11 protein-coding genes and 1 tRNA gene are annotated in these 16,953 nt (G+C 70.6%); 9 read left to right on the top strand and 3 right to left on the bottom strand.

The window, feature by feature from the left end; translation table 11 throughout:
- Positions 1-92 precede the first annotated feature (92 nt).
- From trpC to CLV67_RS10730, 5 genes are all read left to right on the top strand, one after another.
- On the top strand, positions 93-884 hold the full coding sequence (gene trpC / locus CLV67_RS10710) for an indole-3-glycerol phosphate synthase TrpC (RefSeq protein WP_239166798.1): 792 nt from the start codon (positions 93-95) through the stop codon (positions 882-884).
- Positions 881-2,122: a tryptophan synthase subunit beta gene (gene trpB / locus CLV67_RS10715; RefSeq protein WP_106317019.1), complete on the top strand. Its 1,242-nt coding sequence runs from the start codon at positions 881-883 to the stop codon at positions 2,120-2,122. The genes trpC and trpB overlap by 4 nt, the downstream gene beginning before the upstream one ends.
- Positions 2,119-2,919, top strand: a complete 801-nt coding sequence (gene trpA, locus CLV67_RS10720; protein WP_106317020.1) for a tryptophan synthase subunit alpha — start codon at positions 2,119-2,121, stop codon at positions 2,917-2,919. Before trpB ends, trpA begins: the two co-directional genes overlap by 4 nt.
- Positions 2,920-2,998: 79 nt before the next feature.
- Positions 2,999-4,102: a prolipoprotein diacylglyceryl transferase gene (lgt, locus tag CLV67_RS10725; protein WP_106317021.1), complete on the top strand. Its 1,104-nt coding sequence runs from the start codon at positions 2,999-3,001 to the stop codon at positions 4,100-4,102.
- Positions 4,103-4,110: 8 nt separating this feature from the next.
- Complete coding sequence (locus CLV67_RS10730) at positions 4,111-5,298, top strand: FAD-dependent oxidoreductase (RefSeq protein WP_106317022.1); 1,188 nt, start codon at positions 4,111-4,113, stop codon at positions 5,296-5,298.
- A 424-nt stretch (positions 5,299-5,722) separates the two neighbouring features.
- Here CLV67_RS10730 and CLV67_RS10735 read toward each other — a convergent pair whose 3' ends face one another.
- Complete coding sequence (locus CLV67_RS10735) at positions 5,723-6,595, bottom strand: GNAT family N-acetyltransferase (RefSeq protein ID WP_106317023.1); 873 nt, start codon at positions 6,593-6,595, stop codon at positions 5,723-5,725.
- Positions 6,596-6,768: 173 nt separating this feature from the next.
- Between CLV67_RS10735 and gltB the strand changes: the two genes are divergently transcribed.
- The 4 genes from gltB (at position 6,769) to CLV67_RS10755 (ending at position 15,634) form a co-directional block, all read left to right on the top strand.
- Complete coding sequence (gltB, locus tag CLV67_RS10740; RefSeq protein ID WP_106317024.1) at positions 6,769-11,340, top strand: glutamate synthase large subunit; 4,572 nt, start codon at positions 6,769-6,771, stop codon at positions 11,338-11,340.
- Positions 11,333-12,805 (top strand): glutamate synthase subunit beta, encoded by a 1,473-nt coding sequence (locus CLV67_RS10745; RefSeq protein WP_106317025.1) that lies wholly within the window; start codon positions 11,333-11,335, stop codon positions 12,803-12,805. The genes gltB and CLV67_RS10745 overlap by 8 nt, the downstream gene beginning before the upstream one ends.
- Before the next feature lie 453 nt (positions 12,806-13,258).
- Positions 13,259-14,695: a pyruvate kinase gene (pyk, locus tag CLV67_RS10750; RefSeq protein ID WP_106317026.1), complete on the top strand. Its 1,437-nt coding sequence runs from the start codon at positions 13,259-13,261 to the stop codon at positions 14,693-14,695.
- A 63-nt stretch (positions 14,696-14,758) separates the two neighbouring features.
- Positions 14,759-15,634, top strand: coding sequence for an acyl-CoA thioesterase (locus CLV67_RS10755; protein ID WP_106317178.1), 876 nt, complete (start codon positions 14,759-14,761; stop codon positions 15,632-15,634).
- A 93-nt stretch (positions 15,635-15,727) separates the two neighbouring features.
- Here CLV67_RS10755 and CLV67_RS10760 read toward each other — a convergent pair whose 3' ends face one another.
- Together CLV67_RS10760 and CLV67_RS10765 are read right to left on the bottom strand one after the other, a co-directional pair.
- Positions 15,728-16,606, bottom strand: coding sequence for a DUF308 domain-containing protein (locus CLV67_RS10760; RefSeq protein ID WP_239166794.1), 879 nt, complete (start codon positions 16,604-16,606; stop codon positions 15,728-15,730).
- A gap of 237 nt (positions 16,607-16,843) precedes the next feature.
- Positions 16,844-16,917, bottom strand: a tRNA-Leu gene (locus CLV67_RS10765).
- Positions 16,918-16,953 lie beyond the last annotated feature (36 nt).

The raw sequence follows: 16,953 nt of genomic DNA on the forward strand, positions 1-16,953 counted from the left end.
AGAGGGGAGTCATTACGGTGACATCCGATCAGGCGGAAGCGGGCAGTGGCGGATCCGCGCGCGCAGCGGCTTCGCAGAACGTTCTCGAGGAGATCCTCGCCGGCGTCCGAGAGGACGTAGCGGCACGTCAGGCACAGGTGCCGCTGGAGCGGGTGCGTGAGCTCGCGGCGGCGGCCCCGCCCGCGATCGACGCGTACGCGGCATTGCGCAAGCCCGGGGTGGCGGTGATCGCCGAGGTCAAGCGGTCGTCCCCGTCCAAGGGCACGCTCGCCGACATCCCCGACCCGGCCGAGCTCGCCGGCGAGTACGCGGCCGGCGGCGCACGCTGTATCAGCGTGCTGACCGAGGGCCGCTGGTTCGGCGGCTCGCTGGACGATCTCGCGGCGGTCCGTGCGGCCGTGAAGATCCCGGTGCTGCGCAAGGACTTCGTGGTCTCCAGTTATCAGGTGCACGAGGCACGCGCCCACGGCGCCGACCTGGTGCTGCTGATCGTGGCGGCGCTCGAGCAGAACGTGCTGGTGGGCCTCCTGGAGCGCATCGAGTCGCTGGGCATGACCGCCCTCGTCGAGGTGCACAACGAGGAGGAGGCGGACCGGGCACTCGAGGCCAACGCGAAGGTCATCGGCGTGAACGCCCGTGACCTGCGCACCCTCGAGGTGGACCGGTCGGTGTTCGAGCGGATCGCCCCCGGCCTTCCGCAGAACGTCGTGAAGATCGCCGAGTCCGGCGTCCGCGGCCCGCACGATCTGATCCGGTACGCGTCGGCCGGTGCCGACGCCGTGCTGGTGGGCGAGGGCCTGGTGACCCAGAAGTCGCCGCGCGACGCGGTGGCCGAGCTGGTCAACGCCGGTAACCACCCGGCCACGCCGAGGCCCGTTCGATGAGCGCGCCGAGTCTGCCGGACCTGGCCGGGCACTTCGGCCGGTTCGGCGGCCGGTTCGTGCCCGAGGCCCTGATCAAGGCCCTCGACGAGCTGGACGCGGCGTACCGGTCGGCGAAGCAGGACCCGGAGTTCCAGGCCCGCTTCCAGGACCTGCTGCTCAACTACGCGGGTGTGCCGTCGCTGCTCTACCGGGCGACCCGGCTGTCCGAGAGGCTCGGCGCCGACATCTGGCTGAAGCGTGAGGATCTGAACCACACCGGCGCCCACAAGGTGCGCAACGTGCTGGGTCAGGCGCTGCTCGCCAAGCGGATGGGCAAGCCCCGGGTGATCGCCGAGACCGGCGCCGGTCAGCACGGTGTCGCGAGCGCCACGGCGGCCGCGCTGCTCGACCTCGAGTGCGTGGTCTACATGGGCGAGATGGACACCGAGCGCCAGGCGCTCAACGTCGCCCGGATGCGGATGCTCGGCGCGACCGTGATCCCGGTGACGAACGGTTCCCGGACCCTCAAGGACGCCCTCAACGAGGCGCTCCGCGACTGGGTCACCACCGTCGACACCACCCACTACCTGCTGGGCACGGCGGCTGGGCCGCACCCGTTCCCGGAGCTGGTGCGCGACTTCGTCGGCGGCATCGGCGTCGAGGCGCGGGCCCAGTGCCTGGACCAGATCGGCCGGCTGCCCGACGCGGTGGCCGCGTGTGTGGGCGGCGGGTCGAACGCGATCGGCATCTTCCACGCGTTCGTGCCCGACGAGGGTGTCCGTCTCTACGGCTTCGAGGCCGGCGGCGACGGCGTGGAGACCGGCCGTCACGCGGCGTCGATCACCGGCGGCTCGGTCGGCGTGCTGCACGGCAACCGCACCTATCTGCTGCAGGACGAGGACGGGCAGACCATCGAGTCGCACTCGATCTCGGCCGGCCTGGACTATCCGGGTGTCGGCCCGGAGCACTCCTGGCTGCACGACACCGGCCGGGCGGTCTACGAGCCGGTCACCGACGCCGAGGCGATGGCCGCCTTCCAGCTGCTCTGCCGTACCGAGGGGATCATCCCGGCGATCGAGAGCTCGCACGCACTCGCCGGCGCCGCGAAGATCGCCCCGCGCCTGCGCGAGGAGCTGGGCCGGACGCCGACGATCGTGGTGAACCTGTCCGGGCGCGGTGACAAGGACGTGCACACGGCGGGCGCGTACTTCGGCATCCTGGACCAGGCCGAGACGATCGTCCCGGGGGAGAACACGTGAGTATCGCGACCACGTTCGCCAAGGCGAAGGCGGAGAATCGGTCGGTGCTGGTCGGCTGCATGCCGGCCGGGTTCCCGACGGTCGACCACAGCATCGAGCAGATGATCGCGATGCACGAGGCCGGCTGCGACGTGATCGAGGTCGAGCTGCCGTACTCGGATCCGGTGATGGACGGCCCGGTGATCCAGAAGGCGAGCGACATCGCCCTGGCGAACGGCGTCCGTACCCGGGACACCCTGAAGATCATCGACGCGGTCGCGTCGGCCGGCGCCACGGTCGTGCTGATGACCTACTGGAATCCGATCGAGAAGTACGGCGTCGACGCGTTCGCCCGTGACCTGGCCGCGGCCGGGGCCACCGGCCTGATCACGCCCGACCTGATCCCGGACGAGGCGGCCGAGTGGATCGCCGCCTCCGACGCCCACAAGATCGACCGGACGTTCCTGGTGGCGCCCAGCTCCACCGACGAGCGGATCGCGATGACCCTGGAGAACTGCCGGGGCTTCGTCTACGCGACGGCCCTCATGGGTGTCACCGGCGCCCGTAAGAGCGTCTCCTCGCAGGCCCCCGACCTGGTGGCCCGCATCCGCGCCGTCGACCCCGCCATCCCGGTCGGTGTCGGCCTCGGCGTCGGCAACGGCGAGCAGGCCGCCGAGGTCGCGGCGTTCGCCGACGGGGTCATCGTCGGCAGCGCGCTGATCCGCTGTGTCCTGGAGGCGGAGGACCGCGCCACCGGCCTGGCGAACCTGCGCTCGCTCAGCGCCGAGCTGGCCGGCGGCGTGCGCACACGCCGCTGAGACACTGCTGAGGGCATCGGCGAATTTGCCGGTGCCCTGGGCATCACAGGGTGGCTTCCCAGCGGTAGCGTGTGCACCCGTGATTATTGCCGCCATTCCCAGCCCCACCGAGTCGGTCTGGCATGTGCTCGGATTCCCGATCCGCGCCTACGCGCTCTGCATCATCCTCGGCATGGTCGCCGCGACGCTTCTGCTGGAGCAGCGGCTGCGGCATCGCGGGGTGGCGCCGTGGACCTCGCTCGACATCGTGGTGTGGGCGGTGCCGTTCGGCATCGTCGGCGCGCGGATCTACCACGTGATCACCTCGCCGCAGGACTACTTCGGCACCGGTGGTGAGCCGATCCGGGCGCTGTACATCTGGGAGGGCGGCCTCGGCATCTGGGGCGCGGTCGCCGGTGGTGCGGTCGGCGCGCTGATCGCGGCCCGTCAGATCGGCCTGCCGCTGAGCATCATCGCCGACAGCCTGGCGCCGGCGCTGCCGGTCGCGCAGGCGATCGGCCGGCTGGGCAACTGGTTCAACAACGAGCTGTACGGCAAGGTCACCACGCTGCCGTGGGGCCTGGAAGTGCACGAGATGGACTCGGCCAACCCCGGTCACGCCGTGATGATCGACGGCGAGCCGGTGACCCGGCCCGACCTCTATCACCCGACTTTCGCGTACGAGCTGATCTGGAATCTCGGTGTCGCGGCGATGGTCTGGCTGCTGGACCGCAAGTTCAAGTTCGGCCGTGGCCGTGCCTTCGCCCTCTACGTGATGGGCTACACCGCCGGCCGCCTGTGGATCGAGATGCTGCGCGTCGACGAGGCGAACACCTTCTTCGGCATCCGCCTCAACGTCTTCACCTCGATCATCATCTTCCTGGGCGCCGCGATCTACTTCGCCGTCGTCCGCGGACCGCGCGGCTACGTCGTCCCGATCGACGCCCCGGACACCGCGCCCGATCCGTCCGCCGAGGGTGACAGCGACGTCTCGCAGGTGGACGTGACCGCCGCCAAGGGCGACGCCCGCAAGGTGCCGGTCGCGTACCGGGTGGTGAGCGAGGCCCAGTTCCACGAGTACGAGCAGACCGGGATCCTGCCGGCAGAGGACAAGCCCGCCGAGAAACCCACGGAGAAGCCCTCGGAGAAGGACGAGTCGGTCTCCGCCACGGTCGGCGACGCCGACGACAAAGACGAGAGCTGATCTCCTCCATGCGTACGGCCGTGGTGGTGGGCGCGGGGATGGCCGGCCTGGCCGCCGCGGGCGCGTTGTCCCGTTCCGGCTGGCGGGTCACCATCCTGGAGCGGGCCGAGCGGGTCGCCGCCCCACCGACCGCGGTCGTGCTGTGGCCCAACGGCCTGCGTGCCCTGCAGTCCCTCGACCCGGACGGCGGCTGGCCGGCGATCGCGTCGCCGCTGCCGGACGGCGGCGTCCGGCGACCGGACGGACAGTGGCTGGTCGCGCCCCGTGCCCGCTCCGGCGCCGGGCCGTCTCCCGCGGCAGCGCACGTGGAGGACGTCTACGACGCCCTGGTCGCCGGCCTCGGTGACGTGGAGATACGTACCGGCTTCGACACGTCGGTCATCCGGACCACGCCGGGCTCCCGGCCGGTGGTCGGCGACGGCCGCACCACGATCGAGGCCGACCTGCTGATCGGCGCCGACGGCATCGACAGCCGTGTTCGTGCCTCGGTCGCGCCCGAGTCGGTGGCCGTCGGCTCCGGCTTCGCCGCCTGGCAGGCGGTCATCCCCGGCTTCCGGGTGCCGAGACTCGACGGTGACCGCTGCGTCGGCGGCGAGACACTGGGCGCCGGTTACCGGTTCGTCGCGATCCCGCTCGGTGATCACGCGGCTGGTCGCGGTGGCGTCTACTGGGTGGCCACGGCCGCAGGCGCGCCCCGCCCGGAGTCGGCCGCCACCCAGCTTTCCCTGTTGCGCCGCTGGTTCGCGGGCTGGCACGAGCCGGTCGGTGCGCTGCTGGAGGCCACGCGGGCCGAGGATCTGGTCCCGCAGGGCGTCCGCGAGCTCCGGCCGCTGCCCCGCGCCTACGGTTTTCCGGCCGGACCGGGCGGTGTGGTCCTGATCGGCGATGCCGCGCACGCCATGCCGCACCATCTGGGCCAGGGCGCCTGTCTCGCCTTCGAGGACGTGGCGACCCTGCGCGGGCTGGTCGCCGACGCCGAGCCGGGTTCCGCGCTGAACGCGGCGGTCGAGAACTACAGCCGCCTGCGCCGGCCGCGCACCACCACCGTGGTCCGGCAGAACCGGCGGATGTCGGCGGTGGTCCAGGCCCGCGGCCGGCTCGCGCTGCGCGCCCGTGACGCCGCGCTCAACCACATGCGCCCGCGGATGCTGGCCCGTTCCCTCGATCCGTCCTCGGATTGGACGCCACCCGAATAGCACTTCGGGAAAAGGCCATCCGGTTCACTTCCGGCAATGCGTCATTTCGGCGCTGCAATTCTTACGGTACGCACGTGGGCGCGCACAACCGCACCATTGACGTCCCGTCAGTGCGGCGCGACGAGGGTGGTCCATGCGGCCCCAGCGCGACCGCCGGGGCTGAGGCGCCGGGTCACCGGCTGTCGCGTCGAACCCCGGCTGGGTCATGCCGCTGTCTCAGCGAGCCTGAGACAGCAGTAGGACCCGGCCGGGGGTTGCATGATCATTCTGCGGGACCCGGAGGATGGAAGATCTCACACTGCGGTTCACTCGTTCGAAACGGTGGTGGGCGGCCGTGGAGTCTCCGGCAGGTAAGGACCCAAACCACTTGAGCTCCTTACTGCGTACCATCATGTGGGAACTGTGAGGGATTCGCCGAAGGCGGTCAGAGGCCCGCGGCCGCCGGCTCGCCGATGCAGGCCGTGCCCGCCCGGCGGAAGCCGACCCGGGTGTAGAGCCGGGCCACGTCGTCGTCGCCCGCGGACAGGAAGACCAGGTTGACGCCGTCGGCCAGCAGCCGCCCGGCCAGCGTGGCGGTGAGCTGCGAGGCGTAGCCGCGACGACGCGCCGACGGCAGGGTCGCGACCCCGACGATCTCGGCTACGTCGCCGACCCGCTGGCTGGTCGCGGTGGCCACGATGCCGTCGACTGGCGACTCGGCCACCGCGGTCAGGTAGTTCCCGCTGTCGAACATGTCACGCGCCTGCTCCACCGCTCCAGCGCTCAGCGGCTCGGAGGCATCCCGCTCGTGGGGGCCGGCACCGTCGATGACCAGCGTTTTCTCGACCGCTTCGAGCGGCGCCTGGTGGGCCGGGGCGGCGAATCCGAGCCGGGCCACGCTGCGCGCGGCGAGCAGGTCCGCGGCGAACGACGGGTGGGCCGGGTCCAGCCACCGGACGCCCGCGTCGCGCATTGGCAGGTCCGGGACGAGGGCCGCCGGGTCCAGCGCGAGCAGCGGGGCGAGCAGCACGTCGAGGCCCGCCGAGCGGGCGACCGCCAGCAGGTCCGGCGTGGTCTCGTGCACCCACTCGAAGCTCTCGGGCAGCCCGAGCTCGCGTTGCCGGGCGCGGACCGCTGTGATGTCGGCCGCTGAGGGGGTGTGCGAACCCACGATCGGCCGTGCATAGTAGGGCCAGCCGTCTCCCTCGCGGATGAAGAGAACGAGAGACCCGATCTCCTCGGTCCGCGTCCAGGGTCGGGGTAAAGCGTCGTAGAACCGCTCGAGTCGGTCGAAGAGGTCGGAATCCGCTGGCGCCATCGCGCGAGACTACCGGTCGACGCACCGGCTGTGCTATTCAGTTCGTCCGCGTACCGATGCGTGAACGGTGCGAGGTGTGATCAATCCGCATCTGGCGGAGATCAGAGGCTCTTAACGTAGACTCAAGAGACTTTGCAGGGCCGACGTCGTCCCGACCTCAGAATGAAACACCAGTGACGACAGGAGGCCCGGTGGCATATCCGCACCCCCAGGGGCTTTATGACCCTCAGACGGAGCGAGACGCCTGTGGTGTCGCATTCATTGCCGACATTCACGGCCGTCGCTCCCACGATGTGGTGGCCAAGGGCCTGTCCGCGCTGATCCGGCTCGATCACCGGGGCGCGCGGGGCGCCGAGCAGAACACCGGTGACGGCGCCGGCATCATGATCCAGGTTCCGGACGAGTACTACCGCGCCGAGGCCGGCTTCGAGCTGCCGCCCGCCGGTCAATACGCGACCGGCCTCGTGTTCCTCCCCACGGACCCCGACGATGCGGCCCGTGCCATCAAGGTCTTCGAGAAGTACGTGCTCGTCGAGGGCGGCGAGGTGCTCGGCTGGCGCGACGTGCCGGTCGACCCGTCCGACCTGGGCGCGACCGCCGAGGACGCCCGGCCCACGATCCGCCAGGTGTTCCTGTCCGCGCACCGGCTCGTCGACGCGCCCGCCGGCCCGGCCGGTGAGGCCCTGTCCGGCCTCGAGCTGGACCGGGTGGCGTTCTGCATCCGCAAGCAGGCCGAGCGCGAGACCTCGCAGCGCGGCGTCGCGGCGTACTTCCCCTCGCTGTCCTCGCGGACCGTGACCTACAAGGGCATGCTGACCCCGGAACAGCTCCCGGCGTTCTTCCCGGAGCTGTCCGACGAGCGGGTCTCCAGCGCCATCGCCCTCGTGCACTCCCGGTTCTCGACCAACACCTTCCCGTCGTGGCCGCTCGCCCACCCGTACCGGCTGATCGCCCACAACGGTGAGATCAACACGATCCGCGGCAACAAGAACTGGATGGCCGCGCGCGAGGCGCTGCTGGCCACGCCGAACCTGCCGGGCAACATCAAGCGGCTCTTCCCGATCAACTCGCCGGAGGCGTCCGACTCGGCGAGCTTCGACGAGGTTCTCGAGCTGCTGCACCTGGGTGGCCGCAGCCTGCCGCACGCGGTGCTCATGATGATCCCCGAGGCGTGGGAGAACGACCCGGAGATGGAGCCGGCCCGCCGCGCCTTCTACCGGTTCCACGCGAGCCTCATGGAGCCGTGGGACGGCCCGGCCGCCGTGGCGTTCACCGACGGCACGGTCATCGGCGCCGTGCTGGACCGCAACGGCCTGCGTCCCGGCCGCTGGTGGCACACGAAGGACGGCCTGGTCGCGCTCGGTTCCGAGGCCGGCATCATCGACGCCGACCCGGCCGACGTGGTGGCCAAGGGCCGCCTGCAGCCCGGCAAGATGTTCCTGGTCGACACCGAGGCCGGCCGCATCGTCCACGACGGTGAGATCAAGGCCGAGCTGGCCGCCGCCGAGCCGTACGCCGACTGGCTGCACGCCGGCCTGATCGAGCTCAACGATCTGCCCGCACGTGAGCACGTGATCTACACCCACGACTCGGTGACCCGTCGTCAGCAGGTGTTCGGGTACTCCGAGGAGGAGCTGAAGATCCTGGTGGCGCCGATGGCGCGCCTCGGTGCCGAGCCGCTCGGCTCGATGGGCACCGACACCCCGATCTCGCCGCTGTCCACCCGTCCGCGGCTGCTGTTCGACTACTTCCACCAGCTGTTCGCGCAGGTCACCAACCCGCCGCTGGACGCCATCCGGGAGGAGTTGGTCACCAGCCTGGCGGCGACGATCGGGCCCGAGGGCAACCTGCTCAAGCCGGGCCCGGCCAGCTGCCGGCAGATCGTCATGCCGTACCCGGTGATCGACAACGACGAGCTCGCCAAAATCCTCTCCATCGACGAGGACGGCGACCTGCCCGGCTTCAAGGCGGTCCGGGTCTCCGGGCTCTACCCGCTGCGCGACGGCGCGGCCGGCATCAAGGCCCGGCTAACCCAGATCTGCCGCCACGTGTCGGAGGCCATCGAGGACGGCGTACGCATCCTCGTGCTGTCCGACCGCGACTCCAACGCGGACCTGGCGCCGATCCCGTCGCTGCTGCTCACCGCGGCCGTGCACCAGCACCTCGTGCGCGAGCAGACCCGTACCCAGGTGGCTCTGGTCGTCGAGACCGGCGACTGCCGCGAGGTGCACCACGCCGCCACGCTGATCGGCTTCGGCGCGGCCGCGATCAACCCCTACCTCGCGTTCGAGAGCGCCGAGGACCTGATCGCCACCGGCGCGCTGGTGGGTGTGGAGCCGCGCAAGGCGGTCCGCAACTACATCAAGGCGCTCAGCAAGGGCGTTCTGAAGATCATGTCCAAGATGGGCATCTCGACCGTCTCGTCGTACTGCGGCGCCCAGGTGTTCGAGGCCGTCGGCCTGGACAACAAGCTGCTCCAGCGCTACTTCGCGGGCACCTCCGGGCGGATCGGCGGCGTCGGTCTCGCGGAGATCCACGCCGAGGTCAAGGCGCGGCACGAGAAGGCGTACCCGGCGAACAAGGCCGAGCGTGCACACCGCCGCCTCGAGGTCGGCGGTGAGTACCAGTGGCGCCGCGAGGGTGAGCTGCACCTGTTCAACCCGGAGACCGTCTTCCTGCTGCAGCACGCCACCCGTAGCAAGCAGTACGACGTCTTCCAGCGCTACACCGGCAAGGTCAACGAGTTGTCCGCCGAGGCGGGTCACCTGCGTGGCCTGTTCCGCTTCGAGTCGGACCGCCCCGCGATCGACATCTCCGAGGTCGAGCCGGCCTCCGAGATCGTGAAGCGGTTCTCGACCGGCGCGATGAGCTACGGCTCCATCTCGGCCGAGTCGCACGAGACCCTGGCGATCGCCATGAACCGGCTCGGCGCCAAGTCGAACACCGGCGAGGGCGGCGAGGACGTCGAGCGGCTGTACGACCCGGAGCGCCGTTCCGCGATCAAGCAGATCGCCTCCGGCCGGTTCGGTGTGACCAGCGAATACCTGGTCAACGCCGACGACCTCCAGATCAAGATGGCGCAGGGCGCGAAGCCCGGCGAGGGTGGCCAGCTGCCCGGCAACAAGGTGTGGCCGTGGATCGCCAAGACGCGGCACGCCACCCCGGGCGTCGGCCTCATCTCGCCGCCGCCGCACCACGACATCTACTCCATCGAGGACCTGGCCCAGCTGGTCCACGACCTCAAGATGGTCAACCCGCAGTCGCGGGTGCACGTCAAGCTGGTCAGCGAGATCGGCGTGGGCACCGTGGCGGCGGGTGTCGCCAAGCTCAAGGCCGACGTCATCCTGATCTCCGGCCACGACGGCGGCACCGGTGCCTCCCCGCTGAACTCGCTCAAGCACGCCGGCACCCCGTGGGAGCTGGGCCTGGCCGAGGCACAGCAGACGCTGCTGCTCAACAAGCTGCGTGACCGGGTCACCGTGCAGGTCGACGGCCAGCTCAAGACCGGCCGCGACGTAGTGGTGGCCGCCCTGCTGGGCGCCGAGGAGTTCGGGTTCGCGACCGCTCCGCTGATCGTGTCCGGCTGCATCATGATGCGTGTCTGTCACCTGGACACCTGTCCGGTCGGCATCGCCACGCAGAACCCGGTGCTGCGCGAGCGCTTCACCGGCAAGCCGGAATTCGTCGAGAACTTCTTCATGTTCCTCGCCGAAGAGGTCCGCGAGATCCTCGCCGAGCTGGGCTTCCGCAGCATCGACGAGGCGATCGGCCACGCCGAGATCCTCAACGTGACCGAGGCCGTCGACCACTGGAAGGCCAAGGGCCTCGACCTGTCGCCGGTGCTCTACGTGCCCGAGCTGCCCGAGGGTGCGGCCCGCCGCGGTGTCGTGGCCCAGGACCACGGTCTGGAGAAGGCGCTGGACAACCGGCTCATCGAGCTGGCCCAGCCGGCCCTCTCCGACGGCCTGCCGGTCCGTGCGGAGCTGGTCGCCACCAACGACCAGCGCAGCGTCGGCGCCATGCTGGGCGGCGAGGTGAGCCGGCGGTTCGGCGGCAACGGCCTGCCCGACGACACCATCTCCTTCACCCTGCGCGGTACCGGTGGCAACTCGTTCGGCGCCTTCCTGCCGCGCGGTGTCACCCTGCGGCTGATCGGCGACAGCAACGACTACGTCGGCAAGGGCCTCTCCGGCGGCCGGCTGATCGTGCGCCCGGCCGAGGACGCGCCGTTCACGGCGGAGGACAACACCATCGCCGGCAACACCATCCTGTACGGCGCGACCGGCGGCGAGATCTTCCTGCGCGGCAAGGTCGGCGAGCGGTTCGCGGTCCGTAACTCGGGCGGCTCGGCCGTCGTCGAGGGCGTCGGCGACCACGGCTGTGAGTACATGACCGGTGGCGTCGTGGTGGTCCTCGGCCCGACCGGGCGCAACTTCGCGGCCGGTATGAGCGGCGGCAAGGCGTTCCTGCTGGACCTGGACCAGTCGCTGGTCAACCCGGAGCTGGTCGACCTGGGCCCGCTCACCGACGACGAGCGCGACCTGCTGCGCTCGCTGATCGAGAAGCACCACGCGGAGACCGACTCGGGCGTCGCGGGCCGGCTGCTCAAGGACTGGAGCACCGCGGTCGAGCGGTTCACCGCCGTGGTGCCGCGCGACTACAAGCGCGTCATGGAACTGATCAGGACCGCCGAAGCCGCCGGTCGCAACGTGGACGAGGCGGTCATGGGAGTCACCAGTGCCTGACCCTAACGGTTTCCTCCGCTACGAGCGGCAGCTGCCGAAGCGCCGGCCCGTGCCGGTGCGGATCCTGGACTTCAAGGAGGTCTACCCGCCCGCGGGCGAGGAGCTGATCCGCGACCAGGCGACCCGCTGCATGGACTGCGGCATCCCGTTCTGCCACGACGGCTGCCCGCTGGGCAACCGCATCCCGGACTGGAACGACCTGGTCCGCACCCAGCAGTGGGAGGCGGCGGCGGACTCGCTGCACGCCACCAACAACTTCCCGGAGTTCACCGGGCGGCTCTGCCCGGCGCCCTGCGAGGCGGCCTGTGTGCTCGGCATCGGCGACGACCCGGTGACGATCAAGCAGGTCGAGGTGGAGATCGCGAACCACGCGTTCGACCTCGGCTTCGTCAAGCCGCAGCCGGCGCCGTCGGCCTCCGGCAAGTCGGTCGCGATCGTCGGCTCCGGCCCGGCCGGGCTGGCCGCCGCGCAGCAGCTGGCGCGGGCCGGTCACGCGGTCACCGTCTACGAGCGCGACGACCGGATCGGCGGCCTGCTCCGGTACGGCATCCCCGACTTCAAGATCGAGAAGCACGTCATCGACGCGCGGCTCGCGCAGATGTCGGCCGAGGGCGTCGAGTTCCAGACCGGTGTCGAGGTGGGCGTCGACATCACCGCCGACGATCTTCGTGACCGGTACGACGCGGTCCTGCTCGCCGCCGGCGCGCTGGCCGGCCGGGACACGCCGGACACGCCGGGCCGCGACCTGAACGGCGTGCACCTGGCCATGGAACACCTGGTTCCGGCCAACCGGATCGTCGCGGGTCTGGCCGACACCACCCCGATCGACGCCAAGGGCAAGCACGTCATCATCATCGGCGGTGGTGACACCGGGGCCGACTGCCTCGGTGTGGCCCACCGCCAGGGTGCCGCGTCGATCACCCAGCTCGACCAGTACCCCCTTCCGCCCGAGCTGCGTACCGGCGTCAAGGACCCGTGGCCGACCTGGCCGCTGATCCTGCGCAACTACGCCGCGCACGAGGAGGGTGGCGAGCGCGTCTTCGGCGTGGCCGTGCAGGAGTTCGTCGGCGACGGGAACGGCAACCTGGTCGCTATCCGCATCGCCGACGTCTCGGTACAGAGGATCAACGGCGTGCGCACGGTCAGCGTCACTCCCGGCAGTGAGCGCGAGTTGCCCGCCGACCTGGTCCTTCTCGCGATCGGATTCGAGGGTACGGAGGACCAGCCGCTGCTCGCCCAGTTCGGGCTGTCCCGCAACCGGCGCAACGTGCTGGACGCGGACAAGGGCTGGCAGACCGGTGCCGAGGGCGTGTTCGTGGCGGGTGACATGCACAAGGGCGCGTCGCTGATCGTGTGGGCGATCGCCGAGGGCCGGGCCGCTGCCGCCGCCATCCACTCGTACCTGGGCGCTGCCGGGGAACTGCCGGCGCCGGTCCGTTCGGACTCGCAGCCGCTGTCCGTCTGACCCCATTCGCAATGCGGGCCCGTCACTTTCACGGTGGCGGGCCCACTGCTTTTCGCGGGGTGCCACCAAAACGCCCGTTAATTGACGAACGGGGCGTTGACGCAATGTCGGGTGTCGATCGCCATTGATCGTGCGGCACGGTGGGAGGGTGGCGGCGTCCGGCGGCCGTGTCCGGACGGTCCCGGAACGGGACTCCGCATCGACCCACCTGGATACGGTCTGCCGGAGATCCGCAGGTGGCGGTACGCGCCAGCCGTACCAGAAGAAGGGGTTGGGGCATGTGCCGACGGGCGCCGTGAGGGGACCGCTAGGCTGGAGCGGCGGTCGCTGAAGCCCGCGGACGACGCAGCGCATCCCCGCCGACGGCGCGGGTTGACCGCGCCGTCGACACCCGCAGTTCATGCCGAGGACCGGGGTCGGCCGCCGGGCCGCCCCAGGAGAAGGACTAGCCTGATGGCCGTGACACGCCGCGCAAAGATCGTCTGCACGATGGGCCCCGCCACCAAGTCACCCGAGCGCATGCTCGGACTGGTGGAAGCGGGCATGAACGTGGCCCGGATGAACTTCAGCCACGACACCCGGGAGAACCACCGGGAGATGTACGAGCTGGTCCGCGCCGCCGCCGAGCAGGCCGATCGCCCGGTCGCCATCCTCGCCGACCTCCAGGGCCCGAAGATCCGCCTCGGCAAGTTCGCCGACGGCCCGCACCGCTGGGAGACCGGCGACCGGGTCGTCATCACCAGCGACGAGATCCTCGGCACCAAGGACCGCGTCTCCTGCACCTACAAGAAGCTCCCGCACGAGGTCAAGGTCGGTGACCGCCTCCTGATCGACGACGGCAAGGTCGCCATCGAGGTGACCGAGGTCGAGGGCGAGGACATCCACTGCCTGGTCACCGAGGGTGGCCCGGTCAGCAACAACAAGGGTGTCTCGCTGCCTAACGTGGCGGTCAGCGTCCCGGCCCTGAGCGACAAGGACGAGGAGGACCTGCGGTTCGCCCTCGGCCTCGGCGTCGACCTGATCGCGCTGTCGTTCGTCCGCGCGCCCGAGGACATCAACCTCGTCCACAAGATCATGGACGAGGAGGGCCGCCGGGTCCCGGTCATCGCCAAGGTGGAGAAGCCGGAGGCGGTCGAGCACCTCGAGGCGATCGTGCTGGCCTTCGACGGCGTCATGGTGGCCCGCGGTGACCTCGGCGTCGAGCTGCCGCTCGACCAGGTCCCGCTGGTGCAGAAGCGTGCCGTCCAGCTGTGCCGGGAGAACGCGAAGCCGGTCATCGTCGCGACCCAGATGCTCGACTCGATGATCGAGAACTCGCGGCCGACCCGCGCCGAGGCCTCCGACGTGGCGAACGCCGTGCTCGACGGCACCGACGCCGTGATGCTGTCCGGCGAGACCTCGGTCGGCAAGTACCCGGTGCTCACCGTCAGCACCATGGCCAAGATCGTCACGACGACCGAGGCCGGCGGCATGGGCGTGCCGCGCCTGCAGCACGACCCGCGGACCCACGGTGGCGCGCTGACCGTCGCGGCCTCGCAGATCGCGCGCAACATCGGTGCCAAGGCGCTGGTGGCGTTCTCGCAGACCGGCGACACCGTCAAGCGTCTCTCCCGGCTGCACTGCGACCTGCCGCTCTACGCGTTCACCCCGGTCGCCGAGGTCCGCAACACCCTCGCCCTGAGCTGGGGCGTGGAGACCTTCCTGACCGACTTCGTCGAGCACACCGACGACATGTTCCGGCAGGTCGACGCCAAGATGCTCGGCCTCGGTCTGGCCAAGCCCGGCGACTACGTGGTCGTCGTGGCCGGCTCCCCGCCGAACGCGCCCGGCTCCACCAACACCCTGCGCGTGCACCAGCTGGGGACGCTCGTCGACCCGGCGACGGTGTGACCGTCCGCACCGGGCGGTAGCAGGCGGGACCGCAGCGGCGCACCGTAAGGTGGCAGCGTGACGTTGCTGCAGGGACAGGCCGCCGTCGACCAGCTTCTCGAGCTTCTCGATCTGAAGCAGGTCGACGCGGCCACCTTCCGGGGTGAGAGCCCGCAGACAGGAGCCCAGCGCGTGTTCGGCGGCCAGGTGGCCGGGCAGGCGCTGGTCGCCGCGGGCCGCACGGTGGATCCGGGCCGGCACGTGCATTCGCTGCACGGCTATTTCGTACGCCCGGGCGACCCGACCGAGCCGATCACCTTCCACGTCGAGGAGATCCGGGACGGGCGATCCTTCTCGGTCCGGCGGTCGACCGCCAAGCAGCACGGCAAGACCATCTTCTTCATGTCGGCGTCGTTCCAGATTCCCGAGGAGGGGCTGGATCACCACACGCCGGCGCCGCTCGACGTGCCCGCCCCGGAGGACGTGCCCACCTTCATGGACTGGGCCGACAAGTATCCGGAGCGGATGGCCATGTTCAAGGCCTCACCCCGGTCGGTGGACGTGCGCTACGTGGGCGTGCCCGGCTGGGTCCCGCCCGGCGATCGCGACGCGGAGCCGCTGCAGCGGGTGTGGATGCGCCTGGACGGCCGGCTGCCCGACGACCCGCTGATCCACGCGTGCGCGCTGACGTACGCCTCCGACATGTCGTTGCTCGACTCGGTCCTGTCCACGCACGGCGAGGTGTGGGGGCCGGGCGGTGTCATCGGCGCCAGCCTCGACCACGCACTGTGGTTCCACCGGCCGTTCCGGGCCGACGAGTGGTTCCTCTACGACAGCGCGAGTCCGTCCGCCAGCGGCGCCCGTGGCCTGGCGAACGGGCGGATGTTCACTCGGGACGGCCGGCACATCGCGAGCGCCGTCCAGGAGGGACTGCTCCGCCCATCGGAGGCCAGGGCCTGAGTCGCGCCGGTTGAGGCCCCGCCGGCCGGGGATTCTCGGCCTGGCGACCGGCCGATGACGGATCCACCACCGGCGGGGCCGGGGGACAAGCTCTCACCGGCCGCGTCGCTCGACCTCGCCCTCCACACCCTCCGGGGTGTCCGGGACCGCGGGTAGATCCTTCGGAACCTCGACGGCGGTGCCGGCGCGGGGCCCGGTGACCCCGGCCTGGGCGAGCATCGCGTCGAGGTCGGCGGTGGTCCGGACCACCCGCTCGTGGAAACTCTCTCCGGCGACCACGGGCGCGGCCGCGGTGATCGTCGAACCTCCCGGCCGGGCCCGGTGCCGGGCCCGTGAACGCGACGGTGCGCCCTCGTAGTCGGTGAGGCCCGCCGCGTAGCCGGTCACCCCGGCGGCCCGTTCCGGCGGCAGTTCGAGCACGTCCTTGCGCGGCCCGGCCACCTCCCGCAGCCGCAGCGCCGTCACCAGGTCGGCGACCGCCCGCAGCACCCCCAGCGCGCCGAGGGCCACGAGCACCAGGTCCGTCGCGCGGGCGAACGGGCTGGCCGAGAAGAATCCGAGCCCGGTCTGCAGCACGCCGATCGTGACGAGCAGGTTCCAGGTGCGGTCGGTGCCGCGCGTCATGATCCCCACGGCCACGTCGACGGCGCCGCGCACCATCAGGTACCAGCCGATGAGCGCGGCCGGCGTGGTGAGGGTGGAGTCCTGGTCGGTCATCAGCAGGGCACCGGTCACGGCGAAGAGAACCGTGAGGAACGCGTTGATCCACCAGGTCCGGGTGCCCGCCAGAGCACGGATCAGCTCACCGATCGCGCCGAAGAGCACGACCGGCCCGGCCACCGCCGCGACGTTCGTCGGCTCCAGCCGCAGCACCGTCCAGCCGATCGCCAGCCAGGCGGCTCCCGTGAACATCAGGAAGCCCCACATGCTGCCGCGTTTGACGGCCGAGGGTGCGGAACCGGACCACAACATGGAGCCTCCCGACGATGCTGTCCCCTGTCATGACAGCACCCTGGGCAGACCGGGGCGCGAGGTTCGCTCAGATTGAGGGTCGCTTTACCGCGGTCTTTTCCCGCGGTAACGCGACCGTCATCGGCGCGTGATTGCTTGTCCGATAAATATGTCGGCGAATGGAATGGCCGCACCGTGCCGGAAGCGTCGCCGTACCGTATTGACAGATGTCAGAGGAGGTCGCCGCGTTGAGATTTGTGCCCCCGGTGGGATTCGAACCCACACTGTATGGTGTTTGAGACCATCTTCTCTGCCGGTTGGAATACAGGGGCGGCACCACCGGAAGGCGGGTTTGCCTCAAGGTGGGG

This window comes from Actinoplanes italicus (assembly GCF_003001815.1).
Taxonomy (GTDB): domain Bacteria; phylum Actinomycetota; class Actinomycetes; order Mycobacteriales; family Micromonosporaceae; genus Actinoplanes; species Actinoplanes italicus.

What these genes read in the sequence shown, in the direction of transcription:
- trpB (WP_106317019.1), top strand. Translation starts at nt 881, where the DNA reads ATGAGCGCGCCGAGTCTGCCGGACCTGGCCGGGCACTTCGGCCGGTTC.
- CLV67_RS10730 (WP_106317022.1), top strand. Translation starts at nt 4,111, where the DNA reads ATGCGTACGGCCGTGGTGGTGGGCGCGGGGATGGCCGGCCTGGCCGCC.
- CLV67_RS10735 (WP_106317023.1), bottom strand. Translation starts at nt 6,595, where the DNA reads ATGGCGCCAGCGGATTCCGACCTCTTCGACCGACTCGAGCGGTTCTAC.
- pyk (WP_106317026.1), top strand. Translation starts at nt 13,259, where the DNA reads ATGGCCGTGACACGCCGCGCAAAGATCGTCTGCACGATGGGCCCCGCC.
- CLV67_RS10760 (WP_239166794.1), bottom strand. Translation starts at nt 16,606, where the DNA reads ATGTTGTGGTCCGGTTCCGCACCCTCGGCCGTCAAACGCGGCAGCATG.